20 protein-coding genes are annotated in these 21153 nt (G+C 37.2%); 10 read left to right on the top strand and 10 right to left on the bottom strand.

Going from position 1 to position 21153, the window contains the following annotated elements; all coding sequences use genetic code 11:
* Positions 1-15 precede the first annotated feature (15 nt).
* Complete coding sequence (locus tag HHL23_RS15400; protein WP_169235682.1) at positions 16-507, top strand: hypothetical protein; 492 nt, start codon at positions 16-18, stop codon at positions 505-507.
* Positions 508-642: 135 nt separating this feature from the next.
* Here the strand turns inward: HHL23_RS15400 and HHL23_RS15395 are convergent, their stop codons facing one another.
* Both HHL23_RS15395 and HHL23_RS15390 read right to left on the bottom strand, forming a co-directional pair.
* The gene (locus HHL23_RS15395; RefSeq protein ID WP_169235681.1) at positions 643-1827 is read right to left on the bottom strand and encodes a DUF1501 domain-containing protein; all 1185 of its coding nucleotides are present in this window, start codon (positions 1825-1827) and stop codon (positions 643-645) included.
* Positions 1828-2090: 263 nt separating this feature from the next.
* Entirely contained in the window at positions 2091-3470 is a 1380-nt protein-coding gene (locus HHL23_RS15390; RefSeq protein WP_169235680.1) for a DUF1800 domain-containing protein, read from the bottom strand.
* 238 nt (positions 3471-3708) lie between these two features.
* On the opposite strand from HHL23_RS15390, the gene HHL23_RS15385 reads away from it, so the two are divergent.
* The 6 genes from HHL23_RS15385 (at position 3709) to HHL23_RS15360 (ending at position 9222) form a co-directional block, all read left to right on the top strand.
* Positions 3709-4272 (top strand): hypothetical protein, encoded by a 564-nt coding sequence (locus HHL23_RS15385; protein WP_169235679.1) that lies wholly within the window; start codon positions 3709-3711, stop codon positions 4270-4272.
* Between the two features lie 114 nt (positions 4273-4386).
* Complete coding sequence (locus HHL23_RS15380) at positions 4387-5436, top strand: glucokinase (protein WP_169235678.1); 1050 nt, start codon at positions 4387-4389, stop codon at positions 5434-5436.
* Between the two features lie 145 nt (positions 5437-5581).
* Complete coding sequence (locus HHL23_RS15375; protein WP_169235677.1) at positions 5582-6148, top strand: YceI family protein; 567 nt, start codon at positions 5582-5584, stop codon at positions 6146-6148.
* A 78-nt stretch (positions 6149-6226) separates the two neighbouring features.
* On the top strand, positions 6227-6856 hold the full coding sequence (locus tag HHL23_RS15370; protein ID WP_169235676.1) for a YceI family protein: 630 nt from the start codon (positions 6227-6229) through the stop codon (positions 6854-6856).
* Positions 6857-7130: 274 nt separating this feature from the next.
* Positions 7131-7772 (top strand): alpha/beta hydrolase, encoded by a 642-nt coding sequence (locus HHL23_RS15365; RefSeq protein WP_169235675.1) that lies wholly within the window; start codon positions 7131-7133, stop codon positions 7770-7772.
* Between the two features lie 106 nt (positions 7773-7878).
* A complete protein-coding gene (locus HHL23_RS15360) occupies positions 7879-9222 on the top strand; it encodes an ammonium transporter (protein WP_169235674.1) in 1344 nt (447 codons plus the stop codon).
* Between the two features lie 84 nt (positions 9223-9306).
* On the opposite strand, the gene HHL23_RS15355 is transcribed toward HHL23_RS15360, so the two are convergent.
* Together HHL23_RS15355 and HHL23_RS15350 are read right to left on the bottom strand one after the other, a co-directional pair.
* Positions 9307-9930, bottom strand: coding sequence for an FMN-dependent NADH-azoreductase (locus HHL23_RS15355; protein ID WP_169235673.1), 624 nt, complete (start codon positions 9928-9930; stop codon positions 9307-9309).
* 60 nt (positions 9931-9990) lie between these two features.
* Entirely contained in the window at positions 9991-10569 is a 579-nt protein-coding gene (locus tag HHL23_RS15350) for a Crp/Fnr family transcriptional regulator (protein ID WP_169235672.1), read from the bottom strand.
* Between the two features lie 192 nt (positions 10570-10761).
* Between HHL23_RS15350 and HHL23_RS15345 the strand changes: the two genes are divergently transcribed.
* Positions 10762-12180: an L-serine ammonia-lyase gene (locus HHL23_RS15345; RefSeq protein ID WP_169235671.1), complete on the top strand. Its 1419-nt coding sequence runs from the start codon at positions 10762-10764 to the stop codon at positions 12178-12180.
* A 211-nt stretch (positions 12181-12391) separates the two neighbouring features.
* On the opposite strand, the gene HHL23_RS15340 is transcribed toward HHL23_RS15345, so the two are convergent.
* The 5 genes from HHL23_RS15340 to HHL23_RS15320 all read right to left on the bottom strand — a co-directional run bounded on the left by HHL23_RS15340 (position 12392) and on the right by HHL23_RS15320 (position 16838).
* Complete coding sequence (locus tag HHL23_RS15340) at positions 12392-14026, bottom strand: serine hydrolase domain-containing protein (protein ID WP_169235670.1); 1635 nt, start codon at positions 14024-14026, stop codon at positions 12392-12394.
* Between the two features lie 5 nt (positions 14027-14031).
* Complete coding sequence (locus HHL23_RS15335) at positions 14032-14613, bottom strand: YIP1 family protein (RefSeq protein WP_169235669.1); 582 nt, start codon at positions 14611-14613, stop codon at positions 14032-14034.
* Between the two features lie 10 nt (positions 14614-14623).
* Positions 14624-14896 (bottom strand): DUF2089 family protein, encoded by a 273-nt coding sequence (locus HHL23_RS15330; protein WP_169235668.1) that lies wholly within the window; start codon positions 14894-14896, stop codon positions 14624-14626.
* Between the two features lie 416 nt (positions 14897-15312).
* Entirely contained in the window at positions 15313-16155 is an 843-nt protein-coding gene (locus HHL23_RS15325) for a prephenate dehydrogenase (RefSeq protein WP_169235667.1), read from the bottom strand.
* A 200-nt stretch (positions 16156-16355) separates the two neighbouring features.
* On the bottom strand, positions 16356-16838 hold the full coding sequence (locus HHL23_RS15320) for a hypothetical protein (RefSeq protein ID WP_169235666.1): 483 nt from the start codon (positions 16836-16838) through the stop codon (positions 16356-16358).
* A gap of 321 nt (positions 16839-17159) precedes the next feature.
* Here HHL23_RS15320 and HHL23_RS15315 point away from each other — a divergent pair, with 321 nt between their 5' ends.
* Together HHL23_RS15315 and HHL23_RS15310 are read left to right on the top strand one after the other, a co-directional pair.
* Positions 17160-17897: a hypothetical protein gene (locus tag HHL23_RS15315; RefSeq protein WP_169235665.1), complete on the top strand. Its 738-nt coding sequence runs from the start codon at positions 17160-17162 to the stop codon at positions 17895-17897.
* Between the two features lie 182 nt (positions 17898-18079).
* A complete protein-coding gene (locus HHL23_RS15310) occupies positions 18080-18745 on the top strand; it encodes a hypothetical protein (RefSeq protein ID WP_169235664.1) in 666 nt (221 codons plus the stop codon).
* Between the two features lie 112 nt (positions 18746-18857).
* Here HHL23_RS15310 and HHL23_RS15305 read toward each other — a convergent pair whose 3' ends face one another.
* Positions 18858-21137, bottom strand: a complete 2280-nt coding sequence (locus HHL23_RS15305) for a cation:proton antiporter (protein ID WP_169235663.1) — start codon at positions 21135-21137, stop codon at positions 18858-18860.
* Positions 21138-21153 lie beyond the last annotated feature (16 nt).

The raw sequence follows: 21153 nt of genomic DNA, 5'->3' as shown, positions 1-21153 counted from the left end.
AATAACGGAAGTCTGATGTACTCCGGAGATATGACCTCTGCGCCCAAAGGTGCCGTAGAATATCTGTATGCTTCCCACGGGTTGAATGTTCCGACATTAATTATGAATAATGTCTATTCCGGAAGTTCGGATTGTGGGTATAAAATTGTGATTGGAAAAGGAGACCATATTTCAAGAGAATATATGATGAATCCTGATCATGTTTTTGCAGAAGTGAAATGTAACTCCGTTCAGAGACAGACTGTTCTTGGAATGCTGCTTCCAAAAGGCGGAAAACAGTGTTTTGTCCTCCTTAATTTTGGAGCCGGACATGCTCATGTTTCAGGAAGCTCCGAGATTTCAGTGATGGCTACGGACGCGCTTTACCAGCAATGGTACGAACCCATTTCCTTTAACGGGCTTGTTGAAGAATTAGGCGCAGAAATTACTTCTGAAAAAGAAGGATCCGATTTTGATTTTTCCTTAGAAAAGCTGGAAAAAGATAGCTTTACAAAGGTTTTTACGTAATATCAAAAAAAGACAAAAATACAACGCAAACATCAGTGTCATCTGTAAAATCTGCGGGAGAAATTCTAATATTTAGTAGAGATGCATTTCAAATCACTGCCATTTTGATTTATTAGATCAGAGTGGCATTTTTTATTAAATAAAATCATAAATTCCGTTTTTCCAGCCCAATACTTTGGAAGAATCTGCCTTTAGCCAGTTTTTCAGAATTGTAGCGTAGACTTTTCTGAAATCTTCCGTGTAGATCAAATCCCCTTCATTTAGTTTCTGCAGATCGGGAAGAGCATTCAGAAGTCCTTTCTTTTTAAGACCTCCGCTGATAAAAAACATCTGATTGGCCGTTCCGTGATCAGTTCCATTGCTGGCATTTTGAGCGACCCGGCGTCCGAACTCTGAAAAAGTCATCAATAAAACATCATTGAAAATACCGTTACTTTTTAAATCAGCTACAAATGACTTTACTGCTTCATTAATGTCGCTGAACAGCTTTGCCTGTCTTTCGTTCTGGTTGACATGGGTGTCAAAACTTCCCACAGAAAGATAATAAACCTGGGTATTAATGTCAGATTTAATCAATGATGCCACCGTTTTAAAATCCTTTCCCAGTTGTGAATTGGGATACGTCTGATCTGTCTTTTTTAACTTGCTTTTTTCAAAAATATACTCTGCATTATTGATGGTGGAGCCAAGCGTCTGGTATAAATAAGAAACTGTTTCATCATCGTGATGGTGGTCATATAAAGATTTGAAATACTTCTCCTGACTCGTCTGATAAAGCCTTTTAGGGTCTTTGAATGCAAATGCTTTATTGTTTTCGCCCTTCAGTGCTAGGCTCAGCATATCATCTACTTCCAGAGCCTGTGTGGGATGTTCACACTGATAGCATTCTTCATCCAGAAAACGTCCCAGCCATCCTGTTTCCAGAAACTCGTCACTTTTACTTGCTGAGTGCCAGATATCCATACTTCTGAAATGAGACTTGTCGGGATTCGGATAGCCTACATTATTCATCACAGAAAGTTCACCATTATCGTATAATTCTTTAAAATAAGACAGCGCCGGATTGATTCCCGTTTCATCATTCAGTGGCAAAGAATCCCTGATGGCAATATTATTTCTTTCCTTAAAGTAAATATCATTTTTCGTAGGAATAATCGTATTTAAACCATCATTCCCACCTGTAAACTGCAGTACGATAAGAATTTTCTGATTCGGCTTCAAAGCGTCATCCAATGTCATTGCTTTCAGAAAATTGGGCATCATCAGTGATGCGGTAGCCAATGAACTTATTTTAAGGAATTCTCTTCTTTTGATTAACATAATTTTCTTTTTTTTGGTTGCAGATGATAGGTTGCAGGTTGTAGGGCTTGACTGAGTTTTATTAATGCTTGGTATTTTTTATTCACTTTTTAGTAGCAGATAATAGGTTGCTGGTGTTGGGTTGCAGGTTGCGGAATTGAATCTCAATTTTAATAATGCTTGTACTTCTTATCAATATTTTTAAGCAAGAAATAATAAATCAAAAGCTGCAGAGCTAAACGGTGATTACTATTACCTGTTACCTGCAACCTAACATCTGCTACCTAGCACAACTGATATTCCGGCGTAGACATCAAATTAATAATATTCATTTTAATACTCTTATCTGAAAAGTTCTTCACAGAATCCATATCCAGGGTTTTCATATTCTGGATGAGGTAATCTTCACAGTTTTTATCTGCGAAGACCTTTTCCAGTCTGCTCCAGTCAATCGTGATATTGGGATTTTTAAACGATTTGTTCATAGCTGTTTCACGGGATTTCATTCCCATGTCGATGTCGTCGTCCTGACGCGGACTGTATTCCAAAGGTCGCAATCCGGACCATATCTGCGGAATCTGAAGCCTCACCATCAAGGTAGAACTGTCTATCCACGACTTTCCGTTGGGCCATCCGGCGACGTTGGGTGGGTAGAGAAGCATCTGGCCAAGCAGTTTCTGATAAACGATGAGGTTTTCAGGGTTTTGAATGTTCATAGGAAGCATCCGCATCATTCCAGCCATCAGTTCTATCGGGGATTTTATTCTGTTTCCGATATTCTTTTGATCATAGAACCATGAGCTTGAAAATATGTCGTTCATGAGTTTTTTGAGATCATATCCCGATTTATAGAAATCTGTGCTCAATTGTTCTATAATATTGTTATCTACCTTTTCATTAACGAAAAACTTATATATTTTGGTGGTAATAAACGTAGCGGTTGCTTTCTGTTCAAGGATGATATTTAAAATATCCGTTCCTGTGAAATTTCCTGTTTTTCCCAGAAATGTTTTGGTTCCGTCATCGTGAAGGTTTTTTCTTTCCTTAAAATTACCTTCCTTATCATAACCCCAACCGGTAAATGCTCTTGCGCCTTCCCTAATGTCTTTTTCTGTATAATTTCCCCTGCCCATCGTAAATAATTCCATGACTTCGCGGGCAAAATTTTCATTGGGATGATCCTTTTTATTCTGTTGATTATTCAGGAAATTCAGCATGGCGGGAGACTGACTTACCTCAAAGAGAAGGTCTTTAAAATTTCCTAAAGCATTCCTCCTTATAGTATGAAGAAGCTGTTTGCTGAATTTTGAATTGTTGACTCTCGATGCAAAATGTCCGTGCCAGAAAAAGGCTATCTTCTCTCTCAGCTGATCTTTACTGTTCACCATCTGATTCAGAAAATTCAGGTTCAGTTCATTGCTTTGTTCCCTGATGATCCGCTGCATTTCCTTTTTCTTTTCAGCCGGCGTTCTGCTGTCCATCATATCATCTGAAATGGGAACATCAGGCGTATCATAGTTGATTTCTGTAAAGCTTTCTTCTTTAAACAATTCATTCACCAGCGTTTTTGTGGTCTTGTTTTTCAGATCACCGATCTGGTTGATTCCGGCTCCGAAACCGGCACGCCAAAGAAGATGTTTATGATGTAAGAGTGAATCGGCCATGTTGAGAGAATTTAATTTTTTGATGACGTAGAAATAGAAAGGTTAAAATCATAACGGTTAAGAATTCGTTATATTATTAATTTTAAGATTTAACTTAAACAATCATTTAATTTTAATATAAATTAACATACTGATAATCATTGTTTTGTATTTTTTTTGAGTGTTAAAATCAAAAAAAATGCCTTCCTTGGCACGATTTTTACAGCTTATTCGATTAGTAAAATTTAAAATTAGAGTTATGAAAATGTTAAAACAAACAATATTACTGGCTGGAATCTTAACAGCAGGTATCGTAAGCGCGCAAAGCTCAAAGATGAACAATATGATCAAAGTTGGCGCCAATGTTGGTTTAGCAGTTCCCGCAGATAATCTTTCCGCAGCTGCAGGTGTAGATGTATCTTATCAGAATTTGATTACTCCGGGATTTGGATTAGGTATTGCAACAGGATATACTCATTATTTTGGAAAAAGTAACAACGGTTATGATAACAATGATGTAGGGGTAGTTCCTGTAGGGGCTTTAATTAGAATCTATCCTAAACAGACTGGTTTCTATTTTGGAACAGACTTAGGATATGGATTCCTGGTAGGAAATGAAAAAGTAGCTTCCAACAGTTCTGCTGACAGACCGGACGGGGGTTTCTACATCAAGCCGGAGATCGGATATCACAACAGAGACTGGAATTTCTTCGTACAATACCAAAAAGTTTTTGTAGGAGATAAAGGTGATATCGCCGGACAGGACTACAATGTGGGGAATATCGGACTTGGTTTCGGATACAATATTCCATTAGGAAAGTAGTAAGATTTATATATAAACAATTATTAGCCAAACCTTTTTATTAAAATAAAAAGGTTTTTTGCTTCCCTGCAGGATTTACGAAAACTATTATTATATTTGATAAAATTTGAGGTTATGATTTTGAATCCAAAATTTCCGCTTTATTTACCAGGAGTAGAGAACAGTAATAATGATAATGTTACTATCATTGGGGCGAGTCTCCGTGAAGATATAACCATCTTAGGCTATTTTGTTTCCAGTAACGGAGGTCTTGAGATAAAAATTCAGAATGAATATAGTACGAAAGACTATGCATCATTTTCTGATATATTAAAAAAATTCATTCAGGATAATCAGCTGGAAAATGTAAAACGTTTGTCAATGGCCGTACCAGGACCTGTGATTGATGGGAAAAGTAGCCCTGCAAGACTGGGGTGGGACTTAAATATTGAAGAATATACCAGAGATTTCGGGTTTGAGAAAGGAGATATGCTGAACGACCTTGAAGCTTCTGCTTACGGAATGGCACTTCTTGAAGACAACGATTTGGACCCAATCTATACCAGTGGTCATCTTGAAAAAGGAAATGTAGCAATCCTGGCACCCGGAAACGGACTGGGTGAAGCCGGATATTTCTTCGATGGAAAATACCTGAGACCTTTTGCAACGGAAGGCGGACATTCAGAATTCTCACCGAGAACGAATGTTGAGGTAGAATTTTATCAGTTCTTAAACAATATCTACGGTATTGTAAGCTGGGAAAGTGTACTGTCTAAAACAGGTCTTTTCAATATCTACAGATTCTTAAGAGATGTAAAAAGACATCCTGAGCCGGAATGGTTGGCAGAACGTATTTCTGGAGGGAATTTTGTTCAGGAGATTTACAAAGCTGCTGTAGAAGAAGATGTATTGATCTGTAAAATTGCTTTAGATACTTTCATAGAATTCCTGGCAAGAGAAGCGAACAACCTTGTGTTAAAGCTTAAAGCTACCGGAGGATTATTGATTTCAGGAGATATTCCACAGACCATCAGAGAATATATCGACAAAGGAAAATTCTATGATAAGTTTAAGATAAGCGATAAGATGGAGGAAATGCTTAAAAGTACGCCGATCTATCTGGTTAAACAAAACCATACGGCATTAAAAGGCGCCGCATTATACACTGCTTACTATCAAAATTAAAATACAAAACTCCGAAAGCTTCGGAGTTTTTTTATGGAATGACATTATTCATAAAAATAATTGTTTTAATTGATATACATCAATGAAATCTATCGGATAAGTTGGTTACATTTGCAGCATTAAACAAGTAAATAACTTTATTCAAATGAAAAAAATATTCTTATTAGCAGTTGTTGCCAGCGGTTTGGCATTCGGACAGTCAAAAAAAGTAGTAGCGTCTGATGTTCACTGGTGGGGATACAAAGTAGCAAAATCTGAAGCAAGTTCTCATGACGGTACTGTAAAAGTAAAATCAGGAGATATGATCATGAAAGGAAATAACCTGGTGGGAGGAAGCTTTGTATTGGATATGACTTCTATCAATGCAACTGATCTTTCAGGAGAATATCAGCAGAAATTAAACGGGCACCTTAAGAACGGTGACTTCTTTGAAGTTGAGAAATTCCCTACTGCTTCTTTCAAAATCACTTCTGTAAAGAAAAACAGCGATAAGATTTACAACTCGTTAGTAACAGGAAACCTTACGGTTAAAGGAAAAACAAGCCCAATTACTTTCCCTGCAAAGATTGCTTACAGCAAAGGAGTCGTAAGCTTGGTTTCTGAGAAATTCGCTTTCGACAGACAAAAATTTGATGTTGCTTACAAATCTACCATGCAGGATGTTTTTGTGAAAGATGACATCGAAATGCTTGTAAAGGTAACTGCTAAATAATTTAATCAAAAAAAGATTGTTAAAAGTGTAGAAGTTCTACACTTTTTTTTATTTTTGTTGAATTGTAAATAAAAAAGAATGAAAAGATTACTATTGTTTGCTATGATGTGTGTAAGCATATCATTTGTTTCTGCACAGAAGAAATTTGATAAGGTTTCAAAAGTGACTTCATCAGAGATCAGGTGGTGGGGATATAAAGTCGTTAAAACTGAGGCTTCTTCGCATTCAGGGACTGTAAAGCTGAAAAGCGGAAAATTCAATTTCGATAAAACGGTTCTGGTAGACGGAGAGTTTGTTATAGATATGAGAAGCATGATGGCGGGAGATATTTCTGAAGAAGATCAGATCAAGCTTACCAACGAGCTGAAAAGTACCAATTTCTTTGAGGTTAAAAAATTCCCGATCGCGAAATTCCACTTGACTAAAATTATTCCTTTAGCAAACAGTGAGTACAATTCTACGATTTATGGTGATATTACCATCAAAGGGGTAAGAAAAACAATCACTTTCCCGGCGAATGCTTATGTAACTCAGTTTACAGTAGTGATTGAATCTGCTAAGTTCTCTCTAAACAGAAGAGACTTCAAAGTATTCTACCAGTCTTCACTGAAAGATTACTTCATCAAGGACGAAATAGATTTCCAGTTCAAAGTTTCTACAGAAAAACTGGATAATGACAACAGAGTTCCTGTGAAGAAAAAGAAATAAGTAAAATATACTATCAAATAATACAATGGGCGGTTTTTATAAACTGCCCATTTTTTATGTCCATGCATTTGATCGTTAGCTTAGTCAGCGGCGCAGCCGCAACCTTTTGCTTTCCTTTTATAGAGAGTAAAGCATTAAATCTTTGCGTGAAAAAAAAGAATCCACTTAAGATGGGGACCCATCTTCATCTTATAAAATCTTCAATCTTCTCAATAGTTTATAAACCCCTAAATTTAATCTGCATCTTTTACCATGTTTTTCCTAAATTAGTACTATGAAAATTTATGTAGTAAGCGGTCTAGGAGCAGACTTTAAAGTTTTAGAAAGACTGAAATTCCCCGAGACCTGTGAATTGATTTTTATAGATTGGCTTATTCCCGAGAAAAATGAGCCCTTTTATTCCTATGTTGAGAGAATGGCAGAGAAAGTAGACGTTTCTGAGCCATTCAGCCTGCTGGGATATTCTTTTGGAGGGATTATGGTTCAGGAGATCAATAAGCTGAAGCCTGCCGAGAAAGTGGTCATCATGGGTAGCATTAAGTCGGATAAAGAAAAATCTAAATTTATCAGGACAGGGGAGATTACAAAAATTCCAAGAATACTTCCTACAGGGATGTTCAATGACAAAGCTGCGAATGTATATGCTGTAGTGAGAAAATTGTTTGATCCGAAAAATCCAAAAGTTCTTCAGTACTTCAAAGTCAGAGATCCATACTACCTGAAATGGTCTGTGGAAAAGGTTTCCGAATGGAAATTTGACGAAATTCCGGAGGTGATCCAGATATTAGGTGATAAAGATATTGTATTTCCTATTAAATATTCAAAACCGGATTATGTCATCAAAGGAGGGACGCATCTGTTTCCGGCCACAAAACACAAAGAAGTTTCCAAAATACTGAAGGAGGTTTTTGTTTAAAATTAAATTAATTCAAAATTAATGTAATTTTTTAGGGGTTAAAATTTAAAAATATATGTTTTTATAAAATTTATATTTAATTTTGATAGGGTTAAATATAAATTTTATGAAAATTGGTTTAAAATGGATTGTTTCATTCTCAGTCATCACCCTTGTGGCATTCGGAGGATTATTCTGGAGCCCGGTGGCTGACCTTCCCAACACGGGAGACTTTCTCAGTGAAGATAAAATCGTAGGTGCAGATGTCGCATGGATTCTTGCTGCAGCTGGCCTTGTACTCCTGATGACCCCCGGACTGTCCTTCTTTTACGGAGGAATGGTAGGGAAGAAAAATGTAATTTCCACGATGCTGCAGAGCTTTATTGCGCTCGGGGTTATTTCAATTTTGTGGGTCGTGGTTGGATTTTCATTATCATTTGGAGATTCTTTAGGTTTTGAGGTCGATGGAGTGCATTATGGGATCATCGGGAACCCGTTAAGTTATCCGTTTTTTAGTCATGTAGGTGCACTGCCTCATAAAATGATGGCTTCTACCATTCCGTTTGTTCTTTTTGCCCTTTTCCAGATGAAGTTTGCCGTCATTACGCCTGCATTGATTACGGGTTCTTTTGCCGAGCGGGTACGTTTTATCTCTTATCTTCTGTTCATGGTGCTTTTCAGCATTTTTATCTATACCCCACTTTGTCATATGGTATGGCATCCTGACGGACTTTTGAATAAATATTTTGGCGTAAAGGATTTTGCGGGTGGAACTGTCGTCCACATGAGTGCAGGTTTTGCGGCTTTAGCTGGTGCTTTGGTTTTGGGAAACAGGAAAAATCCTCATCATGAACCGTCTAATATTCCTTATGTCCTTTTAGGAACCGGAATGCTTTGGTTCGGATGGTTTGGGTTTAATGCAGGTTCTGCCCTAAGCGCAAATGCATCGGCAGCTATGGCTTTTGGAACCACAACTATTGCCTCAGCTTCTGCTATGATGACATGGATCTTTTTTGACAGAATCAACGGAAGAAGTGTTTCTGCATTGGGAGCCTGTATTGGCGCTGTAGTTGGTCTCGTGGCGATTACTCCTGCCTGTGGTTTTGTCACCATTCCGGAAAGCCTTTTTATAGGATTTGCAGCGGCTATTGTTTCTAATCTAATGATGAACTGGAAAGCGTTGAAAAAAATAGATGATACACTGGATGTATTTGCCTGTCATGGAGTAGGAGGGATTATGGGAATGATTCTTACCGCGATTTTTGCTCATGGCGAAAATGCAAGTCTTCTTCATGGAGGATTTGAAGTTTTTGCCCATCATATGATTGCTTTGATGCTTGTTTCAGTTTTTACCTTCTTTGGTTCTCTGCTTTTGTATAAGATTACAGATTCTATTATTACCCTCAGAGTTTCCGAAGAAGCAGAGTCTATGGGCCTCGATCTTTCCCAGCATGAGGAGAGTTTCAAGTGATGATTGCTAAAAGAAAACAGGGCATAAGACATAAGGCCAAATGCCCTGATTAGAATATTCAATTAAAAGGATGTTTTCCCGATTTTATTCGATAGATTGGATGGCGTTGAAAATCTTGTTTTTTGACTTTTCAAATACTTCGCCCCCAAACTCTTCGTTATCTAATGAAAAAATGGTCATATCTTTGACTCCCATGATTCCGAAAATGTGTTTCAGATAGGTTGTTTGAAAATTGATATGCCCGTTTTTTTCATTTTCTCCGTATCCAGTATCGCCCCGGGCAGATAATATAAATGCTTTTTTGTTTTCAAGCAAACCTACGTAGTCGCCATCCGGAACTCCTGACCTGAATTTCCAGGTTTCATTGATCCGCATCACCTGGTCTATATAAGCTTTTAGCCCACTGGGAACAGCCCAGTTATACATGGGAGTTCCAATGACATAGATATCATGTTCTTTGAGCTCTTGGACCAGCTCATTGCTTAGCTGTAATGCCCTTTGGTTTTCTTCTGTCCTCTCTGAAGGCTTTTTAAATGCTCCTGCAATCCACGATTCGTTAATATTGGGAATACTGTCAATGCCCGTTTCTCTGTACGTAAATACATCTTCGGGATATCTGGTTTTCCAGTTTTCAACAAAAATTTGGGTTAATTTTCGGCTGTAAGATCTTTCATTTCTTACACTTGCGTTAATAATCAATACTTTCATTACTATAAATTTTATAACAACAAAATTCCTGATTATTCATTCCTTAAAAATTGATCTAGTTCAAGAGGATTTATTTTTTTTCCGGATTCTGCTTATAAATTCTGCTGATATACCTAAATAGGAAGCAATTAAATATTGAGGAACTCTGGATACAATATCCGGATAGGTATCGAGAAAATCATAATACTTCTGTTCAGCTTTGTACATGTTATTAAATACAATTCTCTTCTCAAGAGTTCCCAGATAACTTTCTAAAATAATCCTGAAATATCTTTCCAGGGAAGGGATTTCCTGTAGCATTTTTTGAAAAGACTGATGACCGATCTGTAAAAGGTTTGTTTTTTCTACGGCCTGTATATTGTAAATGGAAGCTTTTTGTTTGGAAAAGCTGGAGATATCGGTTGCCCACCAATCGTCAATAGCTAAGAAAAGGATCTCCTCATTTCCGTTTTCTGAATTGATGCAAAAGGCTTTTAAAACCCCTGAGACAATATAGCTGTCATAACGGCAGGTTTCTCCGTTTCTTAAAAGAAACTCACCTTTTTCCAATGTTTTTTCTGTCCAGAAATTTTTAAAAATGACAATTTCTTCCGGACTTAGCCGGACATGCTGTAAAATATTCTTAATTAATGTTTCCATTCAAATTGATTAAAAGGAGAGATAACTTATATAACAGGTTTAGAAGACAACACTGGATCAGCTAATTTACAAAGATACTTATTATAAAGGCATCCGATGATGTGTGAGGTGGTGTTAATTCTAAGATCCTGGGGTGCTTTTATTGGGATTTATCATGTATCTTTGTTGTTCGAGGAAAATGAAGAATTATCTATGGAATCAATATCGGTTTTTGAGATTATTAAAGTAGGAATAGGCCCTTCCAGTTCACACACAATGGGACCCTGGAATGCAGCTTCTGCATTTATCAGAATTATAAAAAGGGAAAAATCCATCGCAGAAGTGAAGGAGGTTTTCCTTGAATTTTTCGGGTCTTTAGCTAAAACCGGAATAGGACACGGGACGGATATTGCCGGAATGCTTGGGCTGAATGGCGAAGATTTTAAAACCATCAATACTTCAAAAATTGATGAAAAGATAGAGAAGATCAAAAAGGACCAGATCATTAACCTGGGTGGAGAGAAAGAAATTCCTTTTGTCTACGGGTACCATTTGGTTTTAAATATGCAAAAATCCCTTGATTTCCATCCTAACGGAATGATCTTTAAGGCTGTTTTTGAAGATGGAACCGAGCTGGTTCAGGATTTTTATTCTGTAGGGGGTGGCTTTATAGCAAGCCAGGAAAAAAATTCTATAGAAAAACAGTGTGTGAGAACGCTTTATCCTTGTCATCACGGTTCAGATATTATAAAATACTGTGAAAAACTAGGATTTAAAAGATTTTCAGATCTTATTCTGATCAATGAAGAAAGCTGGAGATCTCAGGAAGAAACCAGGCAGGAAGCACTGAATATCTGGGCAAATATTAAAGAATGCATCTACAAAGGCGTTAATAAAGAAGGCATCCTTCCCGGAGGTTTAAATGTCACCAGAAGGGCAGCCGGAATCAATAGAAAACTGTTAGGAGATAAAATCTATAAGAATATCGACGAATGGTTTAAGCTGGTAGTTGATGCAGAAGAGAACTTTACCAATATCAACAAATGGATTGCGTGTTTTGCTTTGGCTGTGAACGAAGAAAACGCGAGTTTCGGAAGGATCATCACGGCGCCTACCAATGGAGCCAGCGGTGTTATTCCGGCAGTTTTAATGTATTCGCAGGCATTTACAGAATGTATCAGTGAAGATGATATCGTAAGATTTTTACTGGTTGCCGGAGAAATTGGAACTTTATTCAAGAAAAATGCAACCATTTCTGCTGCGATGGGCGGATGTCAGGCTGAAATCGGAGTTTCATCAGCGATGGCAGCAGCCGGATTAACAGAAATTTTAGGAGGAAGTATTGGTCAGGTTCTGATGGCGGCAGAAATTGCCATGGAACATCACCTTGGACTTACCTGTGACCCTATCAAAGGATTGGTGCAGATTCCATGTATTGAAAGGAATACAATGGGCGCTATGAAGGCGATCACAGCGGCTAATATTGCATTGGAAAGTGATCCTGCCAAAGCGAAAGTAACCTTAGATGAAGTGATCCAAACCATGTGGGAAACGGCTTTATCAATGAGTGACCGCTTTAAAGAAACGTCAGAAGGCGGACTTGCTATTGCGGTAAACGTTCCTGAATGTTAAAAGAAAGCATCTTGTTTTAAATATAAAATCCTTAGGCAGCAAACCTAAGGATTTTTTTATGGTGAAATTTTAAACCATTAAGAGCAGTGAAGAGATGAAGAAGAGTTCAGATAAAATCAATTGATTTTTTTTAAGTGTAATTCTTAAAGCAGAGCTCAACTTAATGTTCTTAAAAACTTAAAACCCCTTAACGGTTAAAAAAGAATTCAAACTACTTTTTATTAAACAGGTGCGTTTTTCCATTCTGGATGAGTTGCATTTGTTTGCTTTCCGGAATAAAGAGAATTGTGATACCGCCTTTTTCAAACTGGAATTTATTTTTTTCAATATTTTCCAGAGGAAATTCCGGTTGCCCCGTTCCCTGAGCAAACAAAGCTCCGTTTTTGGAAAATACCGTCAAAGGAATCGGAATTTCTTTTGATTCATATTCCCCTTCATATTTTTTTAGTTCAGGATCAGATTTTCCAGTGTCAAACGATAGATATTGATAATCTCTTCCGTACAGTTGATTTAAAATTCCAATGTATAAATCATTGTGGGGAAAATTTTCTCCGTTAACGGTTACCGCAAAAGAAAGTTTGTCCGTTGGCTCATACGATAACATAGAGTGAGAACCTGCTGTATCACCACCGTGTCCGTAGGCAATAATGTTGTAGAAAGGCACTTTCATAATTCCGGTTCCGAAGAACTTCTCCTCTTTATTGGAAGTCATCATTTCAAGCGTCTCTTTTTTAATGAATTTTCCGTTGAATAAAGCATCGATGAAAGTATTCATATCTTCTGTCGTAGAAGTGATATCACCTAATCCTACGCAATTGCGGAAATTAAAATCCGGGACTTCGTTCCAGCTTCCGTCTGTGAATTTATAAGATTTAAAAACATTCTTAGGGTCATCCAATACCGAGAAAGTATGCTTCATTCCTGCTTTTTCCAGGATGTTTTCTTTTAATATGATATTATATGGTTTGCCGGAGATTTTTTCCAGAATTCTGCTCAAAAGGAAATAGGCCGAATTGGAGTATTTAGCTTTCTTTCCGGGTTCAAAGCTGGCGCCCTGTTTTTTGATTTCCGCAACAATGGCTTTATCACCTACCGCCTTTCCGAAAAGCCAATTATCCTTTGCTTCACCTGCATAATCGCCGAGTCCGCTGGTGTGGTTCAGCATTTGTTTTATGGTGATTTTTTTAGCGTTAGGGATCTCGGGATAGTATTTTGAGAGTTTTTCATCCAGTTTAAGCTTCCCGTTTTCAACCAGCTGCATCAGCATCACTGCGGTGATCATTTTACTGATAGATCCTATCTGATATTGCGTGTCTTTATCATAAGTCACGTTGGTTAATTGCTGTTGGCCGAAATCTTTATGGTATTCCTGAACGCCGTTTCTGAAAATAGATACACTGCCAATACCCTGGTTTTTCTCAGCGATATATTTCAGAAAGTCATCTATTTTTTCTTTGTTAATTGCTTTTCCATTGAGGTAAGGGACATCAGAATTTTTAGAAGCAGGAAGATGTCTGAACAGGTCTAAAGAAATTATTTTCCCATTCTGGCTGAAGTTTCCTTCAAAATGATCTTCCTTGAAAATTCCTTTATAGCTGGCATTGATTTTTTTGATCTCAAAACTAAGCTCATTATTACTGAAAACTGTTTGGTCTACGGTAATATCATCTTTGCTTTGTTTAGGACTATTGAGCAGAGAAGAGTATCCTTCCGGACTTTTTTTGATTTTCAATATGATGGGTAGTTTCATTGCCTGGATGTCGATTTCTCCGTTCCAGCTGCCTTCGATTTGGGCGTGACAAAGGTGTGCCAGAAAGACCAGCACGAATAAGAATTTGATTTTCATGATATTTAGAAGTATTTAGATAGTAATATTTGGCATATCAAAGTCATAATGAGTGATACTGCTGCGAAAAGAACAATATGATGCCATTTTTTGATATTGGTAGCGGTTTTAAAACCGTTGTAATAAATGGTTATACTATAGATTAAAATAATAAGGGCGAATGATGCCATACCTATTGTAACCATAAGATCTCCAACGGGCAAAGTTTCTGAAAGGTTTTTCTGATGGCTGATCAATCGGTCCTGAGCTTCTTTTATAAAGGATATTTTTTCCGTTGCCTGCAGAATAACCAGCAAGAGCTGCGAAATTAATACAGTGTTGACGATATCTATTAGTCTCGTTTTACTGTTTAAAATTTTACCTAATATGAAAAGAATCACTATGGCAGATGCAAAACTTATTAAGGTTGGAATAGCTACAGCCTGAAGCGTTACTTTTTCCAAACTGTTGACTTTATATATGCTGCTGAAAAAAGTACCTGTCCAATAGCCCATTAAAATAGCCAGAGCCGTTCCCAACAGCCCAATAACAAGAAGCAGTTTATCATCAAACCTTTCAAAAGGATTAAATATTGTTTTCCAGTTCATCTTGTTGAGTTTACACGTTCGTTTTTAGTTGTCCTACTTTAGTGATCAGGTCGTCCATTTTGTTTCTCATAGTCGGGTAGGAGAGTCCGGCCTGCTTGGCCATTTCCTTAATGCTTCCGCTGGAAAGGAAAAAATTCAGAACAAATTCCTGTTCTTCCCTGTTCAGTTTAAGCAAAACGGGAAGTTCGTAGTCGCCGCTGACTTCTGTTTTACAGCTCGGGCATTTCATCTGACTTACGTTTAAAGTATTTTCGCAACTTGGACAAACCGTCGGAAGTTTCATGGATTATATTTTTTACGAAAGTAATACTTTTTTTTAATAAAGTTAAAATAATTTTTAATAAAGTTAAAATAAAAGTGGTAAAGGATATAGGTTTTAGGGAACAGATCGTAAGTAGCAGGTGATAGATGACCGCAGTTTGAAAGTAAAGGCTTTGAATTATTAATACGAAAAATCCGTAATATACAGCCCATTCCTGCCAACTATTACGTTTTGAATAACCGTGTAATGGAGTTAGACTGATGATGAAATTTTAAAAGAGGTGAAAGGGATTAGGTAGCAGGTAATATTAGTCGAAGTTTTAGAATACAGCCTTTGATTTATTATTGAATGCTTTAAAAATAGAGGTAAAAAACACCCAATATCAATAAAATTGTTGTGAAGTCTTACCATCTGTAACCTATTACCTGCTACCTATTTTACCTTAATATGCCTCTGATCCTGTTCGCATTGGTAATCAGCTCTTCAAGGTATTCATAGTTTTCTTTTTCTAATGCAGCCTTAAATTTTCTAAGCTGGGTAATATGTTCATTCAGAACATCGAGAACGTTTTCTTTGTTTTGTTTAAAAATGGGAACCCACATTTCCGGATGCGATTTTGCAAGACGTACCGTGCTGGAGAAACCGGAACTGGCAAGTTGAAAAATCGTTTCCTCCTCACGTTCTTTTTCCAAAACAGTGTTGGCCAAAGCGTAAGACGTAATGTGGGAAATATGTGAAATATAAGCTGTATGAATGTCGTGATCTTCGGCATTCATGTAGATCAGGTGCATATCAAGGTTTTCTGCCACTTTTTCTACCAATTGAAGGGCGTCGGGTGCCGATTCTTCCTTGTTGCAGATAACCCCTGCCTTTCCTGAAAAACTGTCGGAAACAGCAGATGCAGGACCGCTGTTTTCCGTACCCCACATGGGGTGAAAAGCCACAAATCTGGAACGTTTCGGATGGTCTTTAACTGAGTTGACAATCCCGGCTTTTGTAGATCCGGCATCCATTACAGTTTGGTTGTCAGATATTAAATCCAAAACATCAGGAAGCAACTTTCTCGCTGCATCTACAGGAACGGCGATGATGATAAAATCAGCATTTTTAACCCCGTATTCGAGATCTGTACCCGCATCAATAATTTTAAGTTCCAGTGCTTTACTGATATGCTGCTGATTGTTATCAATCCCATAGATGAAATCTGCAATGCCCTTCTCTCTTAATTTTAAAGCCATTGAACCCCCGATTAAACCTGCACCAATAATACTTATTTTCATCTTTTTAAATTTTTAAAATAAAAAACCCCGTCCTAGGACGAGGTTTATATGTTATGTTCACAAGAATCCCTATCCCAGATCTGAGCTAAAAATTCTATAATAATATGTCGTGTTATTGAAATTCACCAAGCGAAGGTATAAAATATTTTTTAAACTCAGGATATTTTTGACTTAAATTATTATGGTGCTTCTTTGCCGGCTTAATCTGCGCTGTGAATAATCGTTCTTTTAACGTCCTTATTCTGTTGTTCCAAGCTTAGCGTTGTTACCCCGCCCTCAAAAAGAAATTCGATTTCGGTTTTTTTTGAAGTCACTGTGTAGGTAATGGAAACAAGGCCATCGTTGTTGATTTCTTTTGTTGTGTTTTCTGTGGGAAGGTTGGCCAATAGCTGCTCTGCTTTTTCTATCTCTTTATCTTTTATCGTTCTTCTATAGACTTGATCAACAGAGGCGTTTTTAAAGATACACTCCTGTTCCGTTTCGTATTCTATCTGTTTTTCAGTACATTCTTTCAGGGTGAGAATTCCTTTGGTTTCAGTAACGGGTGTATTTTCTACCGCAGTTTTTTTAACCGGAGTGCTGTCTTTTTTAGCTGTTACTGTTTCATTGACTGTTTTTTTTGACTCATTTTTGCAGGCTGTAAACACTAATAGACTAAGGCAGACGAAACTTATTTTTTTCATTGATAAAAGGTTAGATTTATTTTTCTTTGATCCTAAAAGAATGGTTTAAAAATAATGAATATTCCTTTGTAAATGAGATTAAATCTGCAATTTTAATACGTTTGTCTTTATAAATAATTGAATTCCAGTTGATTTTTTGTTTGGGGATTACTTTATTCAATACAATTAAATCCATAAAACACGGGCCAGTTTTTATTGTCTTTTCCTGTTAGAAGTAGGAGTGTCATAGTCGTCTTTTTGTACTTTTGTATGAAGAGGTCTTTTTGTGAAAAAAAATGACTTCACTGAATCTTATCCATTGTATCATTAAAATCTAATAATATGAATTATCTGAAAAAAATAGTATTTAGTATATGCTTTGCCGCAGGCATCTGTCACGCTCAGCAAAAAAATACTGACGCGAGTTATAGCTTTAGCGGTCTTATTGACCAAAAAATCCCTGTTGAACTTAACGTCAGCATTTCAAAGAATGTCGTTTTAGGGAACATCAGATATGTAAAAACTAAAGAAAAGAAACCCATTAAAATAATAGGAACGCTGAATTCTGGAAATCATTATCATCTGGAGGAATTTGAAAATGATGGGAATATCAGCGGAATTATTGATGGGGTCTTAAAAAATGGAAAATTAGAGGGAGACTGGTCTTCCACAAAGTCTGATGCTGTTTATCCCATGGTACTTGCTGTTCAAACTAAAGTAAATCCGAAACCGGAAATATTTTCACCTGTTCCATCTGATCGTTTCGAAGGAACGTATACCTATCAATATGGAGAAAATGGGTATCAGGGAAGTATTGCTATTAAAAAGATTAAAGATCAGATGTATTCCTATGACATTGGTTCTGTGACCAGGGCTCCGGGCAGAAATATTGCAGATGCGTCGGGGGAGGTGATGATTAAAAATAATCAGTTTACTATTGAAATCAATAAATCATGTTCATTCCTCGTTACATTTTATAATGGATTTATATCAATTACGTCAGTTCCGTCTGTGCAGACATCAGATTGTGAGTTTGGAATGAATGCAACGTTAGAAGGAACTTTTCTTAAAGTGAAATAGATTCGTGAATTAACACAAAACAAACTTATTGAATCACTCCCGGAAGATAAAAACCCACTTTTAAAAGCTGGTTTTTATTATAGAATGCACCAATGAGCCACCCTACACAGGTGCATTATCATGAAGATTAACTAGCTTTGTTATAGAACAGCAGATCAATATCACGACAAAATACAATGATCATGAAGAATTGTTTTTATACTTTACTGGTAGTAATTACTGTCATACATTGGAGTAATGCGGAAACCTTCACACCCGAAATTGGAAAGCGGCAGCTTTCTGCTTCTTTGCAGGTCATACCATATGATACGATAAAGATCAAAGAATCCTTCAGGGAAAATGATATTGCCGTCAACGAATATTTAACAGACAGACTGAAACCGATCCGCGCCAATTTTAAAAGAATCAATTCTATTAATCAATGGAGTTCCATTAAAAAGAAAGACATAGAAGGAGAATCCGCAGAAGGAGGGGAAGCTGTATTTTATGATCAGAAAGGCCGTTTAGAAAAGATGACGACAAGACTTTACGGTGAAATGGGGCAGGTACTTACCGAATATTATCTGCTTAACGGACATCTGTCTTTTGTTTTTGAGAAGATATATACCTACAACCGCCCGATGTTTTATGATGTCAAAGCCATGAAAGAAAATCATGATACGGAAGCGTTTGACTTTAAAAAATCAGAGATTGAAGAAAACCGGAATTATTTTGAAAAAGAAAAATTGGTTCATGTAACCAATAGTTTGGATTGTGGTGCACCTTTCAGCAGTGATTATATTGAAGGAGAGCAGAAAAGAATTTCTGAGGCATTTCAAAAACTTCTAAAACTCAGGAAGGAAAAATAATGTAACAATATAACAATATAACAATGTATCAGTTTATCAATCAATATCTATTATAATCCCCTGGGATTATTCTATTGTTACATTGTTATACCGCTACATTGTTACATTAATTCTATGGATTCGAGATAATCAATGTCGAAGGGATATCAGACAACCAAAGGCTCTTACTATCGATCAGATTTTTCCAGCTTTTACTGCTGATCAGCATCAGATCCTGTGAGTTTAGGAATTCTTTCTCAATCTTTTTCTCGTTATATAAAGTGATGTGGTTCGGGGCTACCTGTTCAATGCTTCTGATCAGCTCTTTAACCTCGATATTATTACGGATCTGTCCGGCCGCATCAAGGATAATGATCTGTGAATTGTTATTGTTGATCAGCCTTTTCGCATATTCCAACAGATAAAAATCGCTCAGGTTAAAAATAGGAACAAATACTTTATCCGCTGATTTGAAATCTTTTTCTACCATAATACCTACCGGAATATGGGTCTTATCAAGGATCTGAAGCGTAAAATCGTCAAAAGGAGAATTGTTGAAAATATTTCCTTTACCTTTTACCGTGTTCAGAAGTTTTTCCGGGTTGATGATCTTCGTGGTAAATCCAAGAAGTCTTCCCAGTAAACTACCTTCATACATAGACTTACCGAGCATGATCAGAAGAAGATCATAATTTCCTTTATTTGAAATCCCTGCAAGGTCATTTTGAATATCCGTAGAAGCTTTGAAAAGGGTAGTCACTTCCAGTTTCAGGTCGTGCGAAGTTTCGATGACGTTTTTGAACTGCGCATCTTCATACTCATCAATATCATAAGCGTGCATTTCGTCTACGGGAGCAATATTCATCGCGGTGATGCTTTTATTGCCATTCATTTTATTGGTGAAATCGTGAGCCAGCTTCAGAAGAGTGCTTCCGGATTCAGGGATATCAAAAGAAAGTAATACGCGGTATTTGGAATCGTTACCATCATGAATTTCTTCGTCACTTTTTTTAGATTTAAAAATAAAATTAATAAAGTCTAAAGCAGGTCCCGTCATAAAAGTGGTAAACAAAGCCATAATAACGAGCATTGCAAAGATCTCTGGACTTAATACGCCAAGATCATACCCGATATTGAGGACAATAAGCTCCATTAATCCTCTGGTGTTCATCAAAGCACCGATCGTTAAACTTTCTTTCCAGTTGATTCCTACGAACCGTGCTGTGAGTGCGCTTCCTATGAATTTTCCTGTAACGGCGGTTAAGATGATAAATCCTGCCGTCATCCACAAATGACCATCATTCAATAGCCCGATTTGTGTACGGAGACCTGTAAATACAAAGAACAGCGGAAGAAGAAGCACTAAAGCCACATCTTCAACCTTATCGATGAAAAGGGTACGGAATTTTGCATTTTCCGGCATAATAGCTCCCGCCATAAATGCTCCGAATAATGCATGGATACCGATAACTTCCGTAGCATATGCAGAAAGAATCAACGTCAGGAAGAAAATAGCGACCATCGGTTTACTGATGGTGTTTTTACCCGCCTGAAGATCCCCGATTCTTTTTAAAAATGGTCTTACAATCTTGATCATTAAAAATACATAGGCAATAGCCATAATGATCACATAAATAGAACTGGTGAAAGAACCTGCTTTTACAATGGCAATAACGGCTGCAAGGATACACCATGCTGTAATATCATCTGCTGCCGCACAGGTAATAACAATCGTTCCCAGTTTGGTTTTCTGAAGATTTCTCTCCTGAACAATCCTTGCCAGCACTGGAAATGCAGTGATACTCATTGAAATAGCAATAAATAAGGCAAATGATGTAAACTGGATGCCTTCCGGTGCAAATTCCTGATACACAAAATAAGAAAGCCCAATACCAAGTGCAAAAGGGATGATAATACTTGCGTGACTGATCACCACCGCATCATGAGCTTTTTTTCTTAATACGCTAAGATCCAGCTCCATCCCAACGATGTACATAAACAGAATAAGTCCTATCTGACTCAAAAACTGTAAGTTACCTAAAGATTCTTTCGGGAAAAGAGAAGCAGAAAATTCAGGAAAGTACATACCAAGAAGTGATGGTCCCAAAACAATCCCCGCAATCATTTCACCAATTACGGTAGGCTGCTTGATTTTCATACAGATCCACCCAAAAAGTCTTGCGACCAAAATAATGGTGACGATCTGTGCAAGAAGCAAGGCCAGCGGATGGTGCAGGTTGGCTTTAAAAGATTCCTGGAAATTCTCCCAGGTAGAGCCCGTATTGGTTTTTTTGACTATATTTTCCCTGATCTCCAGCGTCTGTCCTTCTATGATGAAGAAGTACATCAGGCAGGAAAAAAAGGCGATGGTCGATATGTAAAAAATTAAATTTCTGTATTTTCCCCAGTTCATGATTCCTAATATTTTA

The sequence above is a fragment of the Chryseobacterium antibioticum genome, from assembly GCF_012927325.1.
Taxonomy (GTDB): domain Bacteria; phylum Bacteroidota; class Bacteroidia; order Flavobacteriales; family Weeksellaceae; genus Chryseobacterium; species Chryseobacterium antibioticum.
The sequence above is the reverse complement of the archived record's forward strand: the minus strand, read 5'-3'. Positions and strand labels throughout refer to the sequence as shown.